This is a genomic window from Nocardia arthritidis, from assembly GCF_011801145.1.
In the GTDB taxonomy this organism is placed as follows: Bacteria; Actinomycetota; Actinomycetes; order Mycobacteriales; family Mycobacteriaceae; genus Nocardia; species Nocardia arthritidis_A.
The window spans coordinates 7,645,654-7,667,401 of sequence record NZ_CP046172.1; the positions used below are offsets into that span (position 1 = coordinate 7,645,654).

The 21,748-nt window shown below is 68.0% G+C and carries 24 protein-coding genes and 1 pseudogene; 12 read left to right on the forward strand and 13 right to left on the reverse strand.

All coding sequences use genetic code 11. The features are described from left to right. Nucleotides 1-45 precede the first annotated feature (45 nt). The 3 genes from F5544_RS34405 to F5544_RS34415 all read left to right on the forward strand — a co-directional run bounded on the left by F5544_RS34405 (nucleotide 46) and on the right by F5544_RS34415 (nucleotide 1,414). Nucleotides 46-393, forward strand: coding sequence for a VOC family protein (locus tag F5544_RS34405; protein WP_167477031.1), 348 nt, complete (start codon nucleotides 46-48; stop codon nucleotides 391-393). Nucleotides 394-416: 23 nt separating this feature from the next. After that, nucleotides 417-863, forward strand: coding sequence for an iron chaperone (locus tag F5544_RS34410; protein WP_167477032.1), 447 nt, complete (start codon nucleotides 417-419; stop codon nucleotides 861-863). A 92-nt stretch (nucleotides 864-955) separates the two neighbouring features. Beyond that, nucleotides 956-1,414 (forward strand): DoxX family protein, encoded by a 459-nt coding sequence (locus F5544_RS34415; RefSeq protein WP_167477033.1) that lies wholly within the window; start codon nucleotides 956-958, stop codon nucleotides 1,412-1,414. On the opposite strand, the gene F5544_RS34420 is transcribed toward F5544_RS34415, so the two are convergent. Both F5544_RS34420 and F5544_RS34425 read right to left on the reverse strand, forming a co-directional pair. Further along, a complete protein-coding gene (locus F5544_RS34420) occupies nucleotides 1,401-2,165 on the reverse strand; it encodes a glutamine amidotransferase (protein ID WP_167477034.1) in 765 nt (254 codons plus the stop codon). The two genes, F5544_RS34415 and F5544_RS34420, sit on opposite strands and share 14 nt — an antisense overlap. Nucleotides 2,166-2,206: 41 nt before the next feature. Next, nucleotides 2,207-2,626, reverse strand: coding sequence for a hypothetical protein (locus F5544_RS34425; protein WP_167477035.1), 420 nt, complete (start codon nucleotides 2,624-2,626; stop codon nucleotides 2,207-2,209). Nucleotides 2,627-3,001: 375 nt separating this feature from the next. Here F5544_RS34425 and F5544_RS34430 point away from each other — a divergent pair, with 375 nt between their 5' ends. Next, nucleotides 3,002-3,616 carry a cutinase gene (locus F5544_RS34430; protein WP_167477036.1) on the forward strand — a complete coding sequence of 205 codons (615 nt, stop codon included), beginning with the start codon at nucleotides 3,002-3,004 and terminating at the stop codon, nucleotides 3,614-3,616. 19 nt (nucleotides 3,617-3,635) lie between these two features. Here F5544_RS34430 and F5544_RS34435 read toward each other — a convergent pair whose 3' ends face one another. After that, nucleotides 3,636-4,136: a hypothetical protein gene (locus F5544_RS34435; protein ID WP_167477037.1), complete on the reverse strand. Its 501-nt coding sequence runs from the start codon at nucleotides 4,134-4,136 to the stop codon at nucleotides 3,636-3,638. Nucleotides 4,137-4,454: 318 nt separating this feature from the next. Between F5544_RS34435 and F5544_RS34440 the strand changes: the two genes are divergently transcribed. Beyond that, nucleotides 4,455-4,892 (forward strand): VOC family protein, encoded by a 438-nt coding sequence (locus tag F5544_RS34440; protein ID WP_167477038.1) that lies wholly within the window; start codon nucleotides 4,455-4,457, stop codon nucleotides 4,890-4,892. Between the two features lie 351 nt (nucleotides 4,893-5,243). Here the strand turns inward: F5544_RS34440 and F5544_RS34445 are convergent, their stop codons facing one another. Further along, a complete protein-coding gene (locus F5544_RS34445; RefSeq protein WP_167477039.1) occupies nucleotides 5,244-5,618 on the reverse strand; it encodes a nuclear transport factor 2 family protein in 375 nt (124 codons plus the stop codon). Between the two features lie 103 nt (nucleotides 5,619-5,721). Between F5544_RS34445 and F5544_RS34450 the strand changes: the two genes are divergently transcribed. Both F5544_RS34450 and F5544_RS34455 read left to right on the forward strand, forming a co-directional pair. Continuing rightward, nucleotides 5,722-5,898 carry a DUF1737 domain-containing protein gene (locus F5544_RS34450; protein ID WP_167477040.1) on the forward strand — a complete coding sequence of 59 codons (177 nt, stop codon included), beginning with the start codon at nucleotides 5,722-5,724 and terminating at the stop codon, nucleotides 5,896-5,898. Nucleotides 5,899-6,554: 656 nt separating this feature from the next. Further along, nucleotides 6,555-7,976 carry a short-chain fatty acyl-CoA regulator family protein gene (locus F5544_RS34455; protein WP_174867457.1) on the forward strand — a complete coding sequence of 474 codons (1,422 nt, stop codon included), beginning with the start codon at nucleotides 6,555-6,557 and terminating at the stop codon, nucleotides 7,974-7,976. Here F5544_RS34455 and sigJ read toward each other — a convergent pair. The 3 genes from sigJ to F5544_RS34470 form a co-directional block, all read right to left on the reverse strand. Next, on the reverse strand, nucleotides 7,973-8,857 hold the full coding sequence (sigJ, locus tag F5544_RS34460; protein ID WP_174867459.1) for an RNA polymerase sigma factor SigJ: 885 nt from the start codon (nucleotides 8,855-8,857) through the stop codon (nucleotides 7,973-7,975). The genes F5544_RS34455 and sigJ overlap by 4 nt on opposite strands. Nucleotides 8,858-8,955: 98 nt before the next feature. Then, on the reverse strand, nucleotides 8,956-11,229 hold the full coding sequence (recG, locus tag F5544_RS34465; RefSeq protein ID WP_167477041.1) for an ATP-dependent DNA helicase RecG: 2,274 nt from the start codon (nucleotides 11,227-11,229) through the stop codon (nucleotides 8,956-8,958). Between the two features lie 15 nt (nucleotides 11,230-11,244). After that, entirely contained in the window at nucleotides 11,245-12,828 is a 1,584-nt protein-coding gene (locus F5544_RS34470; RefSeq protein ID WP_167479670.1) for a DAK2 domain-containing protein, read from the reverse strand. A 298-nt stretch (nucleotides 12,829-13,126) separates the two neighbouring features. On the opposite strand from F5544_RS34470, the gene rpmB reads away from it, so the two are divergent. The 3 genes from rpmB (at nucleotide 13,127) to F5544_RS34485 (ending at nucleotide 14,719) form a co-directional block, all read left to right on the forward strand. After that, nucleotides 13,127-13,318 carry a 50S ribosomal protein L28 gene (gene rpmB, locus F5544_RS34475; RefSeq protein WP_011210730.1) on the forward strand — a complete coding sequence of 64 codons (192 nt, stop codon included), beginning with the start codon at nucleotides 13,127-13,129 and terminating at the stop codon, nucleotides 13,316-13,318. Between the two features lie 77 nt (nucleotides 13,319-13,395). Further along, nucleotides 13,396-13,908: a GNAT family N-acetyltransferase gene (locus tag F5544_RS34480; RefSeq protein ID WP_238846795.1), complete on the forward strand. Its 513-nt coding sequence runs from the start codon at nucleotides 13,396-13,398 to the stop codon at nucleotides 13,906-13,908. Nucleotides 13,909-13,918: 10 nt separating this feature from the next. Then, nucleotides 13,919-14,719, forward strand: coding sequence for an enoyl-CoA hydratase/isomerase family protein (locus F5544_RS34485; protein WP_167477042.1), 801 nt, complete (start codon nucleotides 13,919-13,921; stop codon nucleotides 14,717-14,719). 109 nt (nucleotides 14,720-14,828) lie between these two features. Here the strand turns inward: F5544_RS34485 and F5544_RS34490 are convergent. From F5544_RS34490 to F5544_RS34505, 4 genes and pseudogenes are all read right to left on the reverse strand, one after another. Continuing rightward, nucleotides 14,829-15,685 (reverse strand): annotated as a pseudogene (locus F5544_RS34490) (alpha/beta fold hydrolase). A gap of 58 nt (nucleotides 15,686-15,743) precedes the next feature. Then, nucleotides 15,744-16,022 carry a hypothetical protein gene (locus tag F5544_RS34495; RefSeq protein ID WP_167477043.1) on the reverse strand — a complete coding sequence of 93 codons (279 nt, stop codon included), beginning with the start codon at nucleotides 16,020-16,022 and terminating at the stop codon, nucleotides 15,744-15,746. Between the two features lie 50 nt (nucleotides 16,023-16,072). Next, nucleotides 16,073-16,756: a uracil-DNA glycosylase gene (locus F5544_RS34500; protein WP_167477044.1), complete on the reverse strand. Its 684-nt coding sequence runs from the start codon at nucleotides 16,754-16,756 to the stop codon at nucleotides 16,073-16,075. Between the two features lie 11 nt (nucleotides 16,757-16,767). Further along, nucleotides 16,768-17,838: a thiamine-phosphate kinase gene (locus tag F5544_RS34505; protein ID WP_167479672.1), complete on the reverse strand. Its 1,071-nt coding sequence runs from the start codon at nucleotides 17,836-17,838 to the stop codon at nucleotides 16,768-16,770. 160 nt (nucleotides 17,839-17,998) lie between these two features. Here F5544_RS34505 and F5544_RS34510 point away from each other — a divergent pair, with 160 nt between their 5' ends. Next, the gene (locus tag F5544_RS34510) at nucleotides 17,999-18,706 is read left to right on the forward strand and encodes a DUF3515 domain-containing protein (protein WP_167477045.1); all 708 of its coding nucleotides are present in this window, start codon (nucleotides 17,999-18,001) and stop codon (nucleotides 18,704-18,706) included. A gap of 45 nt (nucleotides 18,707-18,751) precedes the next feature. On the opposite strand, the gene F5544_RS34515 is transcribed toward F5544_RS34510, so the two are convergent. After that, complete coding sequence (locus F5544_RS34515; protein WP_167477046.1) at nucleotides 18,752-19,849, reverse strand: D-alanine--D-alanine ligase family protein; 1,098 nt, start codon at nucleotides 19,847-19,849, stop codon at nucleotides 18,752-18,754. A 69-nt stretch (nucleotides 19,850-19,918) separates the two neighbouring features. Beyond that, complete coding sequence (locus F5544_RS34520; protein WP_167477047.1) at nucleotides 19,919-20,914, reverse strand: NAD(P)H-dependent glycerol-3-phosphate dehydrogenase; 996 nt, start codon at nucleotides 20,912-20,914, stop codon at nucleotides 19,919-19,921. A 31-nt stretch (nucleotides 20,915-20,945) separates the two neighbouring features. Here F5544_RS34520 and cofC point away from each other — a divergent pair, with 31 nt between their 5' ends. Continuing rightward, on the forward strand, nucleotides 20,946-21,626 hold the full coding sequence (gene cofC, locus F5544_RS34525; protein WP_167477048.1) for a 2-phospho-L-lactate guanylyltransferase: 681 nt from the start codon (nucleotides 20,946-20,948) through the stop codon (nucleotides 21,624-21,626). Nucleotides 21,627-21,748 lie beyond the last annotated feature (122 nt).

The following is a 21,748-nucleotide window of genomic DNA, read 5'->3' on the forward strand; positions in this document are numbered from 1 at the left end:
ACTGCGGCGGCGATGCTTTGGGCACCAACGAATTCAGGAGGGATCATGACCACCCAGGGCATCAAGACCGTGCTGCATCCGGTCTCCGACCTCGCGACCGCCAAGGCCCTGTACACGACGCTGCTCGGCATATCGCCGCAGACCGACTCGGCCTACTACGTCGGCTTCGACGCCGAGGGCCAGCACATCGGGCTGGTGCCGAACGGCGGGCCGCAGCAGATGACCTCCCCGGTGTCCTACTGGCACGTCGCCGATATCGCGGCGAAGCTCGCCGAGCTGACCGCCGCGGGCGCAACGGTCCGGGAGGACGCGCACGAGGTCGGCGGCGGCCGCCTGGTCGCCACCGTGACCGATACCGACGGCAATGTCCTCGGCCTGATCCAAGACCGCTGAACTTCCGAGCAGGAGAACGAATCATGACCACGAAAACCAAGACCAACACCGGATTCTCGGCCGACGAGGTCGCCGCGATGAAGGAGCACGCCGAGGAGCTGAAGACGGCGGCCCGCCGCGGCGCACGCGCCACCAAGGCGGATGGCGAGCAGGACGTGCTGGCGAAGATCGCCACGATGGCCGCGCCCGATCGCGCACTGGCCGAACGGATACACGCCATCGTCACGGCCAACGCGCCCGGCCTCGCCCCGAAGCTCTGGTACGGCATGCCCGCCTACGCCAAGGACGGCAAGGTCCTGTGCTTCTTTCAGAGCGCGGGCAAGTTCAAGGCGCGGTACGCGACGCTCGGCTTCAACGACGTCGCCCAGCTGGACGAGGGCACCATGTGGCCCACCGCCTTCGCACTGACCCGGCTCACCGCCGACGACGAGGCGCGGATCGGCGAGCTCGTCAGAAAGGCGGCCGCTTAAGCCTGCTGATCGAACGATTCACCGGACCCGATCGTGGTCACAGGTACGGATGACCCTCCGGCATCCGTCCGTCCACAAGATTCGAGACCGTCATGCACCTGTTAGCTACCGATAGGAGTGCCGGACCCGCGCCGGGCAGTGCCGGTGCGCTGGTTCTCGGGCTGTTTCGCATTCTGATCGGAATTTCGTTCGCCCTCCACGGGCTTTCCGAACTGTTCGGCAAGCCCGTCGCGCCGTACGGCGGCCATACCGCCACCTTCGGCAGCTGGCCGCAGTGGTGGGCCGGGGTGATCGAACTCGTCGCCGGTGCGCTCGTCGCGGCGGGAATCGGCACCAGGGTCGCCGCGCTGCTGTGCTCCGGCGCGATGGCCTATGCCTATTTGTTCGTCCACCTGAAGCACGGTCTACTGCCGATCCAGAACGGCGGCGAGCTCGCGGCGCTGTTCTGCTGGTCGTTCTTCCTCATCGCGGTCATCGGGCCGGGCGCGTTCGCGGCGGCATCGCTGTTGCCGTCCGCCGCTCGGCGCAACACCGTATCTACTCACAGATAACGGGATCGCCCGCCCGCTCCGCGCAGTACCGGGTGGCGAACCGGTACAGGATCCGCCGCGGCACCGTCACCGATTCCCGATGGCCGAGCGCGATCAGGTATTCGGCCTCGGCCGGATCGAAATAGCCTGCGTGCCGGTAGGTTTCGATGCGGATGGCGAGTCCGTCGCCATCCAGTTCCGGATGGAACTGGGTCGCGTACACGTGCTGCCCGGCCCGGATCATCTGCACCGGGCACGCGGCCGATCCGGCCAGCAGCACCGCACCGGGCGGGACGTCCTGGCAGGCCTCCTTGTGCCCGACGAACGCCCGGAACCGCGTCGGCAGGCCGCGCAGCAGTGGATCGGTGGCGGCGCTTTCGGTCAGCTCGATCGTCGGGGCGCCCACTCCCTCGCCGTACCGCTGCCGACCGACCTCGCCGCCGAGCACATCCGCCAGGATGCCCAAGCCGTAGCAGGCACCGAGATACGGGAAGTCGCGCGCGACGATCTCGGCGATCAGCTTCTTCAGCGTCGGCTCGAATGCCCGCTGATACTCGTACTTTTCGTCATCGGGGCTGCTGACATTGCTCGGCCCGCCGCCGACGATGACCGCGGCGAACTCGTCGAGATCGATATCGGGCAGCCCGCGATCCATCTGGATCCGCACGAACCGATCCGCGGGCAGGTCCGCACCGCGCCGGATGGCCTGGTACTCGTCGTCGGCGGCCGACCGCTCCGGCCGCAGCTGCAGCAGTAGGCAAGGCTTCGGCATGGGTCACATTCTGGTGCAGGGTCCGGCTGCGCGGTTCGGGTTCAGCCCACGATGTGGACCGGTTGCGAGCCCGTGCTCGCGATGACGGTGGTCCCCTGCCCGAGGTTGGCCGTCAACATGCCGCCGGATTCGTTGGGCAGCGCGCGGCCGGGCGCGATCAGATGGCCCGACCAGTCGTGCGGCACGCCGTCGCAGTCGACCATGACCGGGCCGTCGAGCCGGATGGCGATCGGGCCGCCGATGCCGCCGCGGAACATCTGCTCCAGCGAACCGTCCACCACGTCGACCCCGGCGGTGCCCCCGCCGCCGCAGGTGGCCGACCCGCTGACGGTCAGCGTGGTGATGTTGTAAACCAGCTCGGGCGCAACGGATATCGATGCGGGCGGCTGGGCCGCGACGGTCGCCGGGACGATCCCGAGGCAGCCGGTCGTCGCGGCGAGAACGATCAGGGTGCGGAACATGGTTGTCCTCCTGTCGATGCGCGAATCGCGAGATCGGAGACCACTACATCATCCCAGTTCGCCGGTTGGCGGAATTTCGGGGCACCTGTTTGCTCGCGATCGCTCCGCGATCGCTGCCCGCCCGGAATGCCGCCGACCTTGCATCACGGTTCGATGATCAACGAAAGGAATAGCGGCACTTGACCATTCGCCGAAATCGGCGCTACCAGGCGTCATTTTCCGCGAATCATGGCCGCGCACATTGCGTTATGGCCACCGTATAGTCCGCCGATATAACTGTTTCGCCAGAAATCAAGAACGCCAGCAATTTCTGGGTACATCCCGCACAAGCCGGGCCGGACCCGGAGGCATCGAAAAATGAAGAAAGTTACGACCATGCGTAGAGCAACGGCGCTCTTCGCCGCAGTATTGTTGGCCATCCTCCTCTCCCTCTCCTACGGAACAACGCCGAAGGCCGTCGCCGATGACTGCATCGGCGATTGGGCCATCGGTATCGGCGGTCTCGGCGACAACACCTCATCGGTGGTCGCCCCATACGTGGATCAACCCGTCGGCTACAACTCGCTCGATCCGATGTCGGGATTGAATGAACTCGACCGCCTGTTCTGGCTGCATCGCAACGAATGCCCCGGCGACCATATCCGGCTGATCGGGCACAGCGAGGGCGCCGGCATCGTGCACGCCTGGGTCACCGCCCATCAGGACGTGGACAATGCCAACGCCATACTCCTTTCCGATCCCAAGCGGGCGCCGGGACCCGGCTGGGGCGGCCTTTCGTCCACCCCGGGAAGCGGGATCGTCGGATATCCGCTGGCCGGTGTCGACGACTGGTTCGGCGGCTTCCCGGTGCTGACCGTGTGCAACCACGACGACCAGATCTGTGACACCTCCGCAGGCTGGCAGGGTTATCTCTTCGGCGGCGCGCACACCCGTTACGATTTCAACGTATGGGATTACGGCGATTGGGATTCCGGCGTCTGGTACCGGTGAACCGATCGGCCCGAGGGGATCAGTAGCCCTGCGCCACCGATCCCCGTTGGCTGAATCCGTGCCCCATCGAAGTACACACCGCCACACCCTGATAGGTGATTTCGCAATTCGCCCCGGCATATGACACCGAATACTGCGGATCGTGGTAATTGCCGGGCGCCGCGCGCAGCAGCGCCGGATTTCCACCGGGCAATGTGTGGCTGCCGTTGGAGTTCCACTGCGGATGTGCCGGCGACATCGTCGAATCGATGACGATGGCCGGCACATTCGGCAGCGATACCTGCATTCCGGCGTACAGCACATTCATCGCCGACGCCGGGATCGCGAGGTCACACCCCACCGCCGCATTCGCCGCAATCGAACAGTTCCATCCACCGATCGCGAAATACGCTGTGCCATCGACAACCGTCGGCCCCGCTCCGTCGGCGGCATCCGCCACGCCCACCCCCGACAGGGCCGCGACGCCACCCAGAATTCCTCCGCAAACCGTTGCGACGGCCAATTTTCCGGCCCTCAACACAACATCTCCCTCGAACGCACGACCAGCTCGGGTCAAGTCGAATATAGAGAAAAGCTATCACCATACGGTGCAAAGGCAAGCGATCCCGTCAAGCGCCCTTACCCACCGCTGTCCGATTCCTTCAAGACCTCTTCCCCTGTCCTTCGGTTGACTGGCCGCGAACAACATCGTTCAACCGAGGAGGCACCCATTTTCCGGCTACGAACCCTGGTTACGGCGGCCGTCGTGGCGGCCTCGATCGCCTTGACGGCCTGCTCCGGCACACAGAGCGGCTCCGCATCGGCAAATACTCAACCGCCCGTTCAGAGGAGTAACGATATGAAGGTCGATATCGGCGCGATCACGCTCGCCGTGCGGGATCTGGACCGCTCGCTGCGCTTCTACCGGGAAGCGCTCGGATTGTCCTCGCCCGGGATCATCGGCACCGAATACATTGGCGACCAGAACAATCCGAGCGGCGCGACCGCGATGTTCAAATTGCCGTCGGGGCAGATCTTTTCGATCTACTCGCGCGACGACCTCGCGAAGGATGCGGGTGTGCCACCCGAGCGGGTAGCGGGCTCCGGGTCGAGCCTCGGCTATTTCGTCGACAGCCGAGACGATGTGGACCGCGTCCTGGAAAACGTGCGGAAAGCGGGCGGCACGATAGTCCGCGCACCGCTGGAACGTCCTTGGGGGATATACGCGGGCTACTTCGGCGATCCGGACGGACACCTCTGGGAGGTGGTCTATTTCCTGCACGGTAGGCCGAACTGACCGACCCATCGGGTACGCGCCTCGATTTGCGTTGCGGCACTGCCACTTCGAGGCGCGTACCCACCGGTGAACGGAATCCCTCAGTCCGGCTCGTTCTCCGGTCGCGGTCTACGCCTCGGCCGCGCCGGATATTTCACGCACGGCTCGGTATGCGCTGCCGGTCGCGGCCGTATCTTGGACAATCCCTGACGCAATGCCGGATGACACCCACGCCCCATTAGAACTCCCCTCCCGATCGGTCGAAGAGCACCTTCAATCCCCTGATCAGATTCGACGCACGGGCGTGCGGATCGGTTCCATGGATTCAGGCGGAATTTGCGACGGGCCGGTCGAGGGCGGGTTATCCGGGGTTCAGGAGCCGAACGCTCGGGTGATGGCGGCCATGTCGAAATAGTCGCGCCAGGCGGTGATCTCACCGTCGGCGATCTCGAACACGCCGACGACCGGCAGCGGGGTGGCGCGGCCGTCCTTGCCGTTGAGGGTGTCGGTGCGCTCGTTCATCACCAGGTTCCCGTCGGCGAGTTGGTGGTGGATGGCGAAATCGATCGAGTCGAAGGTGGCCAGGAAGCCGGCGATGAATTCGCGGATGGCGGCCCGGCCGGTGATCGGTTCCATCGGAATGTTGTGGTACACGGCATTTTCCGCGAAATAGGCGCTGATCTTGTCCGGATCCGGATCGGACCAGCTTGCACACATGGCGCGGACGAGTTCGTCGGGGGTGGGCATGCGCGGCTCACTTCCTGCTCGGCGACGTGTACCGATTCAACCAAGCAATCGCTTGGCATGGAAGTCGCGTGATCGAATGCGGCCGACACCATAAGCTGGGCGCATGACCGACGAACGTCCCCTGCCCTACCGGCTCATCACCGGCGTCGACGACGCGGCCTTCTGCGAGCGCATCAGCGCGCTGCTGGATCAGGGTTACAAACTGCACGGCTCACCGGCCGTCACCTACAACGGCGCGAATGTCATTGCCGCGCAGGCGGTTATCTGGGATCCGCAGTAGTTTTCCGCTCGGCGGGCCGCGCTCGTGACGAACAGCCGTCCAGTATTGCCCGCTTGACTTCACCGGGCGCGACAACGCCGCCCTGCGCTCCGAATCTCGGACGTCCAGCAATCTGTCGACACCCACCGGGTTGGCTCGAGTTTGCGCGTGTCGCGCATGGTCATCGCACCGACGCATGCGTCGCGCGCTGCCGACCGGAGACCCGCACCGCGCCTGATGGGCGCTCGTCCGCAGACCTGCGCACGGACGGAGCGAATGCGGCGGTACCCCTGACTCGCACCCCATAGCCGGTCTCGGTATCGAGTTCGAACGGACCGCCACCGACAACCCGAATCTCAACGCGCACAACCGAATTCCGCACACCGAGCCGAGGCGCACAGCGTAAACCGTTGCGAATCAAGGAATAAGTCCGCCAACACCACGCCCATACGCCGAGCGGCAACCACCCCGGCAATCTTGGTTGCCAGCGGATCCGCATGCCGCGGCCGCCCGGCCGCGCACCGGCCGCAGCCGTATCGATCCGCCCGGACGCCAGCCGTCCACTTCGCACGCTACGCAGCAGCAACCTCGGGTAAAACTCCTCGCAACGCGCATTCCGGTGACCAGCATCGGCCCGGTTGCAATGTTTGCGAAGGATCGGGACTACCATCTTCGGCGTGCGCAAGATGTACGCGGGCGCCCGCCTACGGCGGTTGCGCGAGGAACGCCGGATGACCCAGGCGGCGCTGGCGAAGACCCTCGACCTGTCACCCAGCTACCTCAACCAGCTGGAGCGCGACCAGCGGCCGCTGACGATCCCGGTCCTGCTCAAGCTGAACTCCACCTTCGACCTGGATGTGCAGTTCTTCGCCGCCGACTCCAACGCGCGCCTGGTCTCGGACCTGCACGAGGTGCTCGTCGACGCCGCGGGCGGCGATACCGCGCCGATGACCGAGGTGGAGGAGCTGGCCACCCGACTACCCGAGGTGGCCAGGATGGTCGTCGCGATGCATCGCAGGCTACGCGCGGCCACCGACCAGCTCGACCTGCTCTCCGCCAGGGTCGCCGCGCCGACCGGCGCCCCCGGGGTGCCCATGCCGTACGAGGACGTGCGTGACTTCTTCTACGACCACCACAATCACATCCCGCAGCTGGATCTGGCCGCCGAGCAGCTGTTCGAGGAGTGCGGGCTGACCATCGGCTCGCTGGATCGCCAGCTCGCCAGGGTGGCCGAGGAGCGCGCCGGCGTCACCGTGCTGGTGCGCGGCGACGGCGCCGACCCGAATATCCCGAAGCGCCATTACGAACCGGACAACCGCACCCTCACCCTGGCCCGCAGGCTGCGGCCCGGCCAGCGCGCCTTCCAGATCGCCACCACCATCGGATCGCTGTTGTACGGCAAGGAAATCGACGCCGTCCTAGACGAATCCCGTTCACTCACCGGCGAATCCAGAACGCTGGCGCGCATCGGACTGGCCAACTACTTCGCCGGTGCGCTGGTGCTGCCATACGGTAAATTCCTGCGCTCGGCCGAGGAATTGCGCTACGACATCGACCTGCTCGGACTGCGTTTCGAGGTCGGCTTCGAAACCATCTGCCACCGGTTGAGCACCCTGCAACGACAGGGGCAGCGCGGCATCCCGTTCTTCTTCGTCCGCACCGACCGCGCGGGCAATATCTCGAAACGCCAGTCCGCCACCGCATTCCACTTCTCCAGGGTGGGCGGCAGCTGCCCGCTGTGGGTGGTGCACGAGGCGTTCGCGCATCCGGGCCGCATCCTCACCCAGATCGCGGAGATGCCGGACGGGCGTCGCTATCTGTGGATCGCCCGCACCGCGCACGCCGCGCCGCACGGATTCGGCACGGCGACAAAGAATTTCGCGATCGGCCTGGGCTGCGACATCGAATACGCCGAGCGGATGGTGTATTCCACCGGCCTGCAGCTGGACAATCCGGCGGCAACGGTGCCGATCGGCGCGGGCTGCAAGGTGTGCGAGCGACCCGCCTGTCCGCAGCGGGCCTTCCCGCAGATCGGCGCGCCGCTCGCGGTCAGCGAGAACACCAGCACCGACCTGCCGTATCCGCGGATCGGTCGCTAACAGCTGGTGAGCTTGTCGGGGTTGGCCACCGCATATATGCCGACGATCTGCCCGGTGTCCGGATCGAGATCGAGCACCACCACCGCGAAAGCCGCACCGCCGGAATAGATCACCGCCGACGGCTCACCATTGGCCAACCGGTACCGCACCGAAATATTTTCGACGAATTCGATGAGGCCCGGATTGGTGATCAACCGGACCACCTTGTCCTTCCCGATGATCGGGCGCAGCGCGGCACGGCGCTTGCCGCCACCGTCGGACCATAGCGTCACATCCGGTGCGAGCAGTTCCAGCAGCGCGGACAGATCGCCGGTGAGCTGGGCGGCGAGGAATTTCTCCGTCACCAGCTGTTGCGTCTTGGGATCGGCGGTGCGGCGCGGGCGGCGGGCGTGCACGTGTTCGCGGGCGCGATGGGCGACCTGCCGCACGGCCGCCTCCGACCGGCCGAGCATCTCGGCGATATCGCCGTGCGGATAGCCGAACACATCGTGCAGCACGAACACCGCGCGCTCCAGCGGCGTCAGGGTCTCCAGCACGACGAGCATCGCCATCGACACCGATTCGGAGCGAAGCGTCGCGTCCGCGGCATCGCCGGGCTCCGCCACCAGCGGCTCGGGAAGCCAAGGGCCGACATAGGTTTCGCGACGGCGGTTGACGAGGGCGCGCCGGTCCAGCGCCCGGTTCACCGCGATGCGCACCAGATACGCGCGCGGATGCTCGATGTGTTCGGCCGACGACCCGTTGCGCGTCGCCCAGGCCAGCCAGGTGTCCTGCAGCACGTCCTCGGTGTCGGCGACGCTACCGAGCACGTTGTAGACGATGGCGAACAACAGCTCCCGGTGTTCGGCGAATACCTCGGTCGCCCCGTCGATCTCGGTCATCGGCCCTCCTTCGATGTCAGAACCTAGAGGCCGGCGAGCGCGCGAATGTGACATCCCGCGGCGATATGTGATCTGAATCTCGCCTTGTCACGCTGGGTTCACGACTTCGCCAGATACTCCAGGCGCTCGCCGTCGACGGCCGCGTGCATCATGCTCGCCAATCCGGGATGCCGCTTCAGCCCCGGATCCTGCTCGACCACCTTGCGCGCCAATTCCTGTGCGGCGGTGATGACTTCGAGATCGTCCAGCAGGGACAGCAGCCGCAGCGACCGGGCGGTGCCGGACTGCGCGGCGCCGAGCACATCGCCCTCGCGCCGCTGCCGCAGATCGAGCACCGCGAGCTCGAATCCGTCGGTGGTCGCGGCCACCGCCTCCAGCCGCGCCATGGCCGAACCGCCCGGTGCGGCATCGGTGACCAGCAGGCACAGCCCGGCATGCTTACCCCGGCCGATGCGGCCGCGCAGCTGGTGCAGCTGGCTGACGCCGAACCGGTCGGCGTCGAGGATCACCATCACCGTCGCGTTCGGCACGTCGACGCCGACCTCGACCACCGTCGTGCACACCAGCACATCGATGGTCCCATCGTTGAAAGCCCGCATCACCTGGTCTTTTTCATCGGCGGGCAGCCTGCCGTGCAACAACCCGACCCGCACGTTCGCCAGCGGGCCGTGCCGCAGCATATCGAACACCTCGACAACGGCCTGGGTGCTCGGCCCCTCCTTCTCCTGCTCGGATTTCTTCGCTTTTCCGTTGCGGCCCTTCGGATTCTCCTCGTCATCACCGATGCGCGAGCACACCACATAGGCCTGCCGCCCGGCCTCGACCTCCTCGAGTATCCGCTCCCACGCTCGGTCCACCCAGTTCGGGTGCAGTTTGCGCGGCACCACCCGCGAGGTGATCGGTGAACGGCCCCTTGGCAATTCGGTGAGGGTCGAGGTCTCCAGATCACCCAGGGTCGTCATCGCGATGGTGCGCGGAATCGGGGTGGCGGTCATCACGAGCAGATGCGGTGTGGTACCCGGTTTCGCCTTGGCGCGCAACGCGTCCCGCTGTTCGACGCCGAAGCGGTGCTGCTCGTCCACCACTACCATGCCCAGATCGAAGAATTCCACCGCGTCCTGGATGAGCGCGTGCGTGCCGATGACGATGCCCGCCTCGCCGCTCACCGCGTCCAGCAGCGCCGCCTTCTTCGCGCCCGCCGACATGGACCCGGTCACCAGCACCACCTTGGTGGACCGCTCCGCCGCACCGAGTTCACCGGCGGTACCGAGGTCGCCGAGCATCCCGCGCAACGACCGATAGTGTTGGGCGGCAAGTACTTCGGTCGGCGCAAGCAGCGCGCACTGCTGGCCGCTGTCCACCACCTGCAGCATGGCGTGCAGCGCGACGATGGTCTTACCGGAACCCACCTCACCCTGCAGCAGCCGATGCATCGGGTGGCTGCGCGCGAGATCTCCGGAGATCTCCTCGATCACCTGCCGCTGCCCCGCGGTGAGTTCGAACGGCAGGCGTTTGTCGAATTCCGCCGCGATACCGTCGGCGCGGGGCGGGCACGGCCGCGCGGCCCGGCCCTCCGTCTCGTGCCGCCGCTCGGCCAGCACCAGTTGCAGGGCCAGCGCCTCGTCGAAACGCAAACGCTCCCTTGCCTGTTCGATATCCGACTTGTGCTCAGGCAGGTGAACCAGCCGCAGCGCGTCGGATATCGGCAGCAGCCCGCGCTCCGCGCGCAGGTCCGCCGGGAGCGGATCGTCTATCGGGTCGAGTTGATCCAGCACCTGCCGCACGCAGGCCAGCAGCGTCCAGCTCTGCACCTTCGCGGTCGCCGGGTATACCGGGATGTACTCCCGTTCGAAGAACGAAACATCGACCCCCTCCGCACCTTTGGCGCTCTGCGCGAGCCCCCGCAATGCGCCGCTGCCGCGCACGGTGGTGAGATTCTCGACCGAACCCTCACCCTTCTCGGGCAGGATCAGGTAATCCGGATGCGACAGATTCCACCGGTCCGGCCGCCACCAGTGCACGGTGCCCGACATCATCGCCCGAACCCCTTCGCGGACAAGGTAACTCACCTTGTCGCCATTGAAGAAGGTGATATCGATCGGGCTGGTGGAGCCGGTGTCGAACACCACCTTGAGCATCTTGCCGCGCCGGTTCTTCATCGGCCGCAGTTCGGTTTTCGTCACCCGGCCCACCACGGTGATGTGCTTGCCCTCCTCGGGCAGTTCTTCGGTGAGCGGCTGACCCTGCGTCGCGTAACGCAATGGATAGTGCCGCAACAGATCCTCGACCGTATGCATGTCGAACGCGTCGGCCAGCGGTTCGGCCGCCTTCGCGCCGAGCAGATGATCGAGCCGATCGCTCAGTGTCGCCATAGCTATCGCACCGTCCTACTCCACCCCGATCTGCACCAGATCACCGTGCTGCCCACCGGAATACACGATGACCTCGACACCGGGGAAGCCGCGTCCGATATGCGCGGTCAGTTCATCGGCCAGGTCCGCGGGGGCATCCGCACCCATCAGCAAGGTCACCAATTCGCCACCGAGACCGAGCATCCGGTCCAGCAGGGTCTGCCCCGCCGCCCGCACCTCCCGGTCTATCACCACCACGTCGGGCCCGACCAGACCGAGGCCGTCACCCGCCGCGCAGGTGCCGACCATGGTGAGCGCGCGTTCGGTCGCCGTGCGCAGCGCACCCCACCTGGTGCTCGCGGCCGCCTCCGACATCGCGAAGGCGTCGTCCACCGCGATCCGGCCGCGATCGTGCACCGCGAGCGCGGCCAGCCCCTGCACCATCGACGCGCTCGGCAGCAACAGCACGTCACGGTGCGCGTCGCGGGCCGCGACACCGACCGCGACCAGTTCGTGCGCGGGCAGTGCACCGTTCGGCAGCACCAGCACTTCGCGATTCGGCAGGCGGCGGATCGCCGCGAGCAGCGAATCCGTCGTCACCGGACCATCCGCGCCGAGGACGACCGCACCCGCGGTCTCGAACAATTCGACGGCGCCCGCGCCATCGGCGACGGCGAGCACCGCGCGGTCGTGCTCGCCCCGCGCCGAACCGATCGAATGCCCGACCGGCGCGGTGATCGCGAAACTCTCGATCCGGATCCGGTGCACCGCCCCCGCCGCCAGTCCGGCCTCGACGGCCGCACCGGCATCGGCGCAGTGGACGTGCGCCGACCAGGTCCCGGAGCCGTCGCCGACCACCACCACCGAATCGCCCAGCTCCGCCAGGCGATCGCGCAGCGCGGCCGCCTGCGGCTCGCCGGATGCACTGACCAGATACATAACCTCGAAATGCGGTGCGCTGGAAGGGAACTCATCATCGATGGGGTCCGGATTGCCGGACGGCGCGTACTCCGGCCGCACCGGCACCTCGCCGAGCACCACCTCGACCAGGCAGTCCAGCAGCACCACCAGCCCGCGCGCGCCCGCGTCCACCACACCGGCCGCGCGCAGCACGCCCAACTGTGACGGCGTATCGCCGAGCGCCTTCGCCGCGCCGTCGGCCGCCGCCACCGCGACCTCGGCCAGCGCCGCATCCGGGCAGCTCGCCGCGCAGGCGGCGGCGCAGTCGAGCACCGTGAGAATGGTGCCCTCGATCGGCACGCTCAACGCCGCGCGCACCAGCTCCGCCGCCCTGGCCAGCGCGATGCGCAGCGCGTCACCGGTGAACGGGCCATCGCGCACCGCATCGGCCATACCGCGCAGCACCTGCGACAGCAGGATCCCGGAATTGCCGCGCGCACCCGATATCGCACCGCGCGCCAGCGCCGCCGCGACCGCATGGGTATCGGATGCGTCCACCGCGGCCGCGGCATCCACCGCGGCGCGCATCGTGGCGAGCAGATTGGTTCCGGTATCGGCATCCGCGACGGGGAAGACATTGAGCGCGTTGATCTCCGCGCGACGCTCGGCAAGGCCGGTGAGACAGGCCCGGCCCCAGCGCAGCAACGCCGTGCCGTCCATCACGTCCCGCACCTCGGGCACCCGTCACCCCTTTTCCCATCCGCCAACGCCCGTCAGGTTAGCGATCAACACCGACAGTAGGATTCCACCGGTCGAACCGCGTGTCTCGCCCTCGTGACCGGATACCCCGGTTTGGCGGATCGAAGGCCTTCCGGCTACTCTTGCAGGGTTGCCTCGCGTGGCCACCCCATGGTTCACGCTGGTCGGCGTCAGTCGGCAGGCACATCACGACATTGTTCCCGGACATGCTGCACCGCGAATGCGGCGGTCCCCACATGACATGAAGGAGTTCGCGACTATGGCTGCCGTCTGCGACGTCTGCGCCAAGGGCCCCGGCTTCGGGAAGTCGGTCTCGCACTCGCACCGGCGCACCAACCGTCGTTGGAACCCGAACATCCAGACCGTTCGTGCGCAGGTCGCGCCGGGTAACACCCGTCGCATGAACGTGTGCACCTCCTGCCTCAAGGCGGGCAAGGTCGTCCGCGGCTGATTAGGCCCAGTTCGACGAAATAGCGCCCCGGTACCGCAAGGTGCCGGGGCGTTGTCGTGCCGACCATCATGGATCCCGTGACCCGACCGTGGCTGATCGCGCCGCTCGCCGCCGAACACACCCGCGGCCTGGCCGAATGCCATATCGAATGCTGGCGTGAGGCATATCGGGGATTGGTTCCCGATCACATCCTGGCCGCCTTCGATGTCGACCACCGCGCCGACCAGTGGGAACGCCGTCGGCTCCGCTATCCGAGCGCCACCCACCTCGGCCTCGTCGACGACAAGGTGATCGGCTTCGCCAGCGCCGGTCCGGCGCGCGACCCGGATCCGGCGACCGCCGTCGAACTGCATGCGATCTACGTGCGGACCGCGTGGCACGGCACCGGCATCGCCGACGAGCTCATCCGCACCGCGATCGACCCGGAAATCCCGTGCCACCTGTGGGTGTTCGAGGAGAACCCGCGCGCACACGCGTTCTACCGCAGACACGGCTTCGTCCTGGACGGCGCGCGCCGGATCGAGGCCTTCGCACCCATCACCGAGGTGCGCATGGTTCGCGGGTGGGATGCACAATCCAACCCGCGATAGGGTGCTGGACATGACCGCCACCGAGACCGAGTACGTCACCGTCGTCGACGGCGTGCTCACCATCACCATCGCCACCGCGGCCAACGGCACCTCGATGGATTTCACCGGAATCAACGCGGGCACCGCCGCGCTGCGCGAACTCGGCCCCGAGGTCGGCGCGGTGCTGCTGACCGGATCCGGCGCGAATTTCTGCGCGGGCGGCAATGTGCGCGGCTTCGCCGCGGCCGCCGACCGCGGCGCGCATATCCACGGTCTCGCAACGGATCTGCACGAATTCGTCCGCGCGCTGGCCGCGACACCGGTACCGGTGGTCGTGGGTGTGCACGGCTGGGCGGCGGGTGCGGGCATGAGCCTGGTGCTGCTCGCCGATATCGCCATCGGCGGTCCCGGCACCAAACTGCGCCCGGCCTATCCGGGTATCGGGCTGAGCCCCGACGGCGGCATGTCCTGGACGCTGCCGCGCGTCGTCGGCGCGGCCCGCGCCCGCGAAATCCTGCTCACCGACGCGGTTCTCGACGCCGACGAGGCCGTCCGCCTCGGCATCATCGGCCGCCTCGTCGACGACGCCGCGGTGCGCGACGAGGCGCTGCGGGTGGCCCGATCACTGTGCACCGGACCGCGATCCACCCACGCGAGCATCAAATCCCTGCTCGCCCAATCCGCTTCGTCGAATCTCACCGATCAACTGGATCGCGAACGCGACGCCATTGCGGTCGCGGCGAATTCGGCCACCGGTCGCGAGGGAGTCGACGCCTTCGTCGAAAAGCGCAAGCCCGACTACGCCCACCCGTCATCCGACAACCGCCCCTGATCGAATCACCGAGCGACGCTTGGCCCACCCGTCGCCCGACCTCGAATCACCGCGCGACGCTTGGCCCACCTGTCGCCCGACCTCGAATCACCGCGCGACGCTAGGCCGTTCAGCGGATCCGCAGCACGAATTTCGCGACGGCCTCGGTGAACGAATCGTTGTCGTCGCCGGCCGCCGTATGCGCGGCGCCGCCGATTTCGGCGAGCTGCGCGTGCGGCACCAATTCCTGGAAGGCGGCCGCACCCTCGGCGCTCACCACATCCGAGCGCATCCCGCGCACCAGCAGCACCGGAATGGTGAGCGCGCGGGCCGCCGCCTCCATCTGTTCCACCATCAGGCTGGGATCCTCCACCCGGTCGCGCAGCATGTCCGGATCCCAGTGCCAGTACCAACGGCCTTCCCGCAGACGCAGATTGCGCAGCAGCCCGTCGGTGTTCTTCGGGCGGGGCGGTGTGGCAGATATTCGGCGACCGCGTCGGCGGCCTGATCCAGCGTGTCGAAGCCGTCCCGGTGCCTGCTCATGAAGTCGATGACGCGCGCGACGCCGCCGGTCTCCGGTCTGGTGACGATATCGACGAGAACCAGTGCGGCGATCCGGTCGGCATCGGGAGCCGCGGTGGCGAGCAGTCCGGTGATGCCGCCCATGCTCGCGCCGACCACCACCGCGGGCGCGCCGAGCTGTTCCAGCACCAGCAGCAGATCTCGAACCATGGTGCCGCGGGTGTAGTCGCGATCCGGCGCCCACTGGCTGTCGCCGTGGCCGCGAGCGTCGACGGTGACCACCCGCATACCGGCGGCGGCCAGCTTCACGCCGGTCTGCTTCCACGAGTGACGGGTCTGACCGCCGCCGTGCAGAAAGACGACGAGCTGGCCGTCGACGGGTCCGTACTGGTCGGCGGCCAGCTCCAGTCCGCCCGAACCGCGCAATCGGAGCGGGGTCGGTTCGAGAAGATTCGCATCACTCACGATCCGAGGATCGCACAGTGTCGTTGCCGGGCGGCGGCGAGCCCGGCGAAAACTGTAACTAGTTGCAGTCCCACTTGCCCTGTGCGCTGAGGGTGCGCTGCAGCAGGCAGGTGACCTTGGCGTTGATCGAGGAGGAAAGGCTGGACGACCCCGAGGTGGTCAGCAGGTCGGTGACCGGCTTGGCGTTGCCGTCGACGGTGGTGGTCGTCGCATCCGTCGCGGGCTCGAGCGGCAGCGGGGCCGCACTCGCCGCCGCGGCGCCACCGGTCAGTGCGGCGCAGACGGCGATGGTTGCGGTGGCGCCGCGCAGTGCGCCGCGAACGGTCTTGTCGTGCATGGGAACAAGCTCCTAACTCGGTTTCAATTTTCGACTACCCTCGGCGAGCTTCAGGGCAGCCGCCAGTCCACCGGTTCGGCACCCAGTTCGTCAAGCAATTCGTTGACGCGAGAGAACGGACGCGAACCGAAGAAGCCGCGCGACGCGGACAGCGGTGAGGGATGGGCGGATTCGATATACGGCACCTCGGCCGCGGCCAGCGTCGGCTTCAGCGTTGACGCGTCGCGGCCCCACAGAATGGCGACGAGCGGTTCGTCCCGCCCGACCAGCGCGCGAATCGCCTGCTCGGTCACCGGTTCCCAGCCCTTGCCGCGATGCGAGGCGGGCTGTCCCGGCTGCACCGTGAGCACCCTGTTCAACAGCAGCACACCCTGATCCGACCACGGGCTCAGATCGCCGTTGGACGGTGTCGGGTGGCCGAGATCCTTGCTGTACTCGGCGAAAATATTGGCCAGGCTGCGCGGCACCGGCGAAACATCCGGCGCCACAGAGAAACTCAGGCCCATCGGGTGCCCTGGCGTCGGATACGGATCCTGGCCGACGATCAGCACGCGCACCGCGTCGAACGGGCGCTGGAAGGCGCGCAGCACATTCTCGCCCGCCGGTAGATAGCCGCGGCCCGCGGCATTCTCGGCGCGCAGGAACTCGCCCATGGCGGTGATCTGGTCCGCCACCGGTTCCAATGCCTTCGCCCAACCGGGATCGATGATTTCCGACAGTGGTTTCGCACCCATGACCGCACAACTTAGCGCGGGTCACCGACGGATGCCGCGTCTGCCCCGCCGAACGATTCCCAACCGCCACCGCCCGGCCGCGCGACGCCGTCCACGGTGACACCGTGACCGGCGTGAACCAGGCCGATCGCCACCCAGCCGGGCGGCAGTGGCCGGTCGGCCGGGAAGGCCCCGGCAAAGGCGTGATCCTCGCCGCCGGTCAGAATCCATTGTGCCGCATCGGCATTCGGGCCAGCCGACGACAACCCGGCCGGATCCGGCACGGCGGCCGAGCGCAATGCGGCCGCGATCGACTCCAGGGCCGGATCACGCAGCGCCGCATAGTCCAGATCGATCGCGACGCCCGACGCGTCGGCGATGTGGCCGAGGTCGGCGAGCAGGCCGTCCGAGACGTCGGTCAGTGCGTGGGGTGTCACTTCCGTTGCGGCCGTTGCGGACTCGACAAAGCGATCGAGTACGGCGGCGTAGCGCGGCCGCGGCGCACGGTGGTCTGCAAGCACACCCGCAAACTCATCGCGACCGTCCATGCCACTTGACAGCACGGCGAGTCCCGCCGCCGACCGGCCGAGTCGCCCGGCGATCGCGACCGTATCCCCCACCCGCGCACCGGATCTCGTGATCGCCGCGCGCCCGCGCAGATCGCCGAACGCGGTGACCGAGATGACCAGCTGCCCGTTGCGCACCAGATCCCCGCCCGCGATCGAACCGCCGGCCCGCGCCGCCTCGTCCCACATGCCGTCGGTGAGACCGTCGACGAAGGCGACCGGCGTATCGGCCGGGCAGCCGAGCGCGACGACGAACGCCGTCGGCGCCGCGCCCATGGCGACGATATCGGCCGCGTTCTGCGCGATCGCCTTGCGCCCGATCTCCACCGGACTCGACCAGTCCAACCGGAAATGCCGGTCCTGCACGAGCATGTCGGTGGACACCACGAACCGGCCGTCCGGCGCGGCGACCACCGCGGCGTCGTCACCCGGGCCGAGCTGCACGGCCGCCGCCTGCACCCGGTTGCTGTTCATGCGCTCGATCAGCGCGAACTCACCTAGTTCGCCGACCGTGGCGGGCTGCGTACTGTCGCTGATGACCGGTCCCTCCGGGCGCTGTGTCGGATCCGCGCCGGGCCCGTCGTACCGCGCGGCTGGTTCAAAACGACCCGACGGTACCCTTGCCGAGGCAATCAACTGTTACCGGGCTGGTCCGGCCGCCGCCTGATCCAGCCCGACGAGGAAGGAGTCGGTGACGATGGCGGAGCCGGACCGCGATTCGACGACCGATGCGGAGATCACGGCCCGAACGTCCGCCGGTAACTCGCCCGCCGACTCCGCGACCGCGCCGAGCGCGGATCCCTCGACCACCGATGCGGCCGAGCCGGAACGCGAAACCAGCGCGACCGAACCGGACGCCGCGCCGACCCGCGCCTACCCGCCCGCGCTCATCGCGACCGCGGTCGCCCTGCCGGTCATTCTCGTCGTCGCCGTCCTGGTCGCCGCGATTCTGGCCCGCCGCACACCCACCGAACGCGAACCGCTGGCGCTCGGCCCGGTCGCCGCGCCCACGGCCGACGGACCCGCCTGTGCCGCACTGCTTCCCGCGCTGCCCGCCGACCTCGGCGACTTCACCAAGTCCACCCTGGTGGAGCCGTCGCCGCCGGCCACCCGCGCCTGGCAGCGCAAGGACGGCGGCGATCCGATCGTGCTGCGCTGCGGCCTGGAACGCCCGCTGGAATTCAACCGCGCGTCCGCGACGCAGTTCGTCAACGGCGTGCAGTGGTTCGAGGTGCGCGACCAGACCGCCAAGGCGAGCACCTGGTTCGTCGTCGACCGCGGCCCCACCTATATCGCGCTGACCTTGCCCGACGGCACGGGTCCCACACCGATGCAAGAGGTTTCGGACACCATCGCCGCGCAGCTGCCCAAGCGGGACATCGATCCGGGCCCGCTGCCCAACTAGGCCCTGTGTCGAGGTCCGGCCGGACTTCGACACAGGGCCTAAATGTCAGCGCAGCCCGGTACCCCTGGCCAGCGCGGTTTCGATCAGCGTCGAAAGCAGCGTCGGATAGTCGATTCCGGTGGCCTCCCACATCCGCGGGTACATCGAGATCGAGGTGAAGCCGGGCATGGTGTTGATCTCGTTGATGACCGGACCGGCGTCGGTGACGAAGAAGTCGACGCGCGCGAGCCCTTGGCAGCCAAGCGCTTCGAATGCGCGTACTGCGAGTTCCCGTACCCGGTCGGACATTTCGTCGTCCAGTTTGGCCGGAACGTCGAATTCGCAGACGTCGTCGAGGTATTTGGTGTCGAAGTCGTAGAACTGCGGCGCCTCGGCCGTCGTGTCCTGCTCCGGCATCCTGATCTCGGCGACGACGCTGGCCGCGACCCGGCCGTCCGGGAATTCCAGTACGCCGCACTCGACTTCGCGCCCGATGATGCCCGCCTCCACGATCACCTTCGGATCGTGTTCGCGCGCCGTCGCGACGGCGGCGTCCAGCCGATCCCATGAGGTCACCTTGGTGATGCCGATCGATGAGCCGCCGCGCGCGGGCTTCACGAACACCGGCAGCCCGAGCCGCGCCCGGTCGGCCTCGCTCAGCGTGGTCTCACCGCGGCGCAGCACCACCTGGGTGCCGATCGGAAGTCCTTCCGCGGCAAGGAGTTTCTTGGTGAACTCCTTGTCCATGCCCGCGGCGCTGGCCAGTACGCCCGGCCCGACGTACGGGATGCCTGCGAGCTCCAGCATGCCCTGCAGCGTGCCGTCCTCGCCGAACGGTCCGTGCAGGATCGGGAACACCACGTCGACCGCGCCCAGCGCGGCGCCGGGTTCGTCGAGCGCGACCAGCGCGCCGGAGCGGCCCGCGGCCAGGGTGAGCGCGGTGCCCGCGCCGTCGACCGACGGCAGCTGATCGTGGCCGAGCTCGAGCTCCCTCGGATCGGCGCTACCGAGCACCCAACCGCCCTCCGTCGTGATGCCGATCGGCACCACCTCGTACTTCGCCGGATCCAGGTGCCGTAGGACGCTGCCCGCCGAAACACACGACACGGCGTGCTCGTTACTGCGCCCGCCGAACACCACAGCCACCCTGATCCGGTTCGTCATGCCCCGAACCGTACCCGTAGCGGCGGATGTGACGGGCCCCGCCCAGTGGCCGCTGCCGACGAAGCCGTCCTACTCCGGCTTGATCCGCCTGCCGAGCAAATTGCCAACCGCCTCCGGCACCGGCAGGCCCTCATGGCACACCTGATGCACGGCGTTGGTGAGCGGCATCTCCACCCGGTGTTTGATGGCGAGCGCGCGCACCGATGTGCACGACTTCACGCCCTCGGCCACCTGACCATGAGTCGCCTCCTGCGCGGCCTCCATCGATCCGCCCCGGCCGAGCACCCGCCCGAACGAGTTGTTACGCGAGAGTGGGGAAGCACAGGTAGCCACCAGATCGCCGACGCCGGCCAACCCCGCCAGCGTCGCGGGTTCGGCGCCGAGCGCGACACCGAGCCGGATGATCTCGGCGAGCCCGCGGGTGATGATGCTGGCCCTGGTGTTGTCGCCCAAACCCATCCCGGAGGCGATGCCACAGGCCAGCGCGATGACGTTCTTCGCGGCGCCGCCGACCTCGCAGCCGATCACGTCGGTATTCGTATACGGCCGGAAATAGCCCGTGGCACAGGCATGTTGGACGGCGACCGCGCGATCGGTATCGGTGCATGCGATCACGGTTGCCGCGGGCTGGCACTGCGCGATCTCCAAGGCCAGATTCGGCCCGGACAGCACCGCGATCCGGTCCGCGCTCGCGCCGGTGACCTCGCCGATCACCTCGCTCATCCGCAGCAGGCTGCCGTTCTCGATGCCCTTGGCCAGGCTCAGTAGCGTGGCGTCCGGATCGATCAGCCCCTTCCATTCCGCGAGGTTCACCCGCAGCGACTGCGAGGGCACCGCGAGCACCACGATGTCGGCGCCGTCCAGCGCGATCGCGGGGTCGTGGGTGGCGGCCATGGGGGGCAGCGGAATATCCGGGAGGTAGAAGCGATTGCGATGTTCGGAGGACAGCGCCTCGGCGACCTCCGGCCTGCGCGCCCAGATCGTGACCTCGGTTCCCGCGTCCGCCAACACCTTTGCGAACGCGGTGCCCCACGATCCCGCGCCCATAACCGCCGCCCTCGTCATCAGCCCAATATGCCATGGAAGGATTGGTCGCATGCGCCCGCACGCCGTGCACGCCGTGATCGCGGTCAAGAGCCTCGAACACGCGAAGACCCGCCTTGCCGACCGGCTGCGCCCGCCGGATCGGGCGCGGCTGGTGCTCGCCATGCTCGCCGATACGGTGGCGGCGGCGGTGGCGGTGCCGCAACTGGTTTCGGTCACGGTGGTGACTCCCGACGCCGCGGTCGCCGAGCTGGCGCGCGGGTTGGGCGCCGAGGTCCATCCGGAGCCGCCCGCCGTCGCCGACGCGCTGAATTCGGCGCTGGCCGACGCCGCGGCCGCGGTCCGGCGGCGCAACGGCCCCGCCGAACTGCTCGCGCTGCAGGCCGATCTGCCCGCGCTGCGCCCGGAGGACCTGGCCGAGATGCTCGCCGCCGCGCCGCCGGGGCTGCGTTCGCTGGTGGTCGACCACGCGGGAACCGGAACCGCCGCGCTGCTGGTGCGCGACCCGCTCGCCGCGCTCGACCCGCGCTTCGGCCCGGATTCGGCGCGCAGACATATCGAGGCGGGCGCGGTCGATCTCGCCGGTGATTGGCCGGGGCTGCGACTGGATGTCGATACCGCCGACGACCTCGACCTCGCCGTCGCGCTCGGCGCGGGTGACGCGACCCGCGCCGCATTGCGCGATATCGGCTGGCCGCAGCGGGTACCCGAATCCGCGCGACGGGTGTGCTAGCCGGTCGCCGAGGCGGCGTGATGCTGGCGGCAATACCGGTGTCGGACTGCACACCTACCCGGTAGTAAGGGATGATCGTTGGCGTGAACGAGGGTCAGCGAGTGAAGAACAGGCACGGCGCG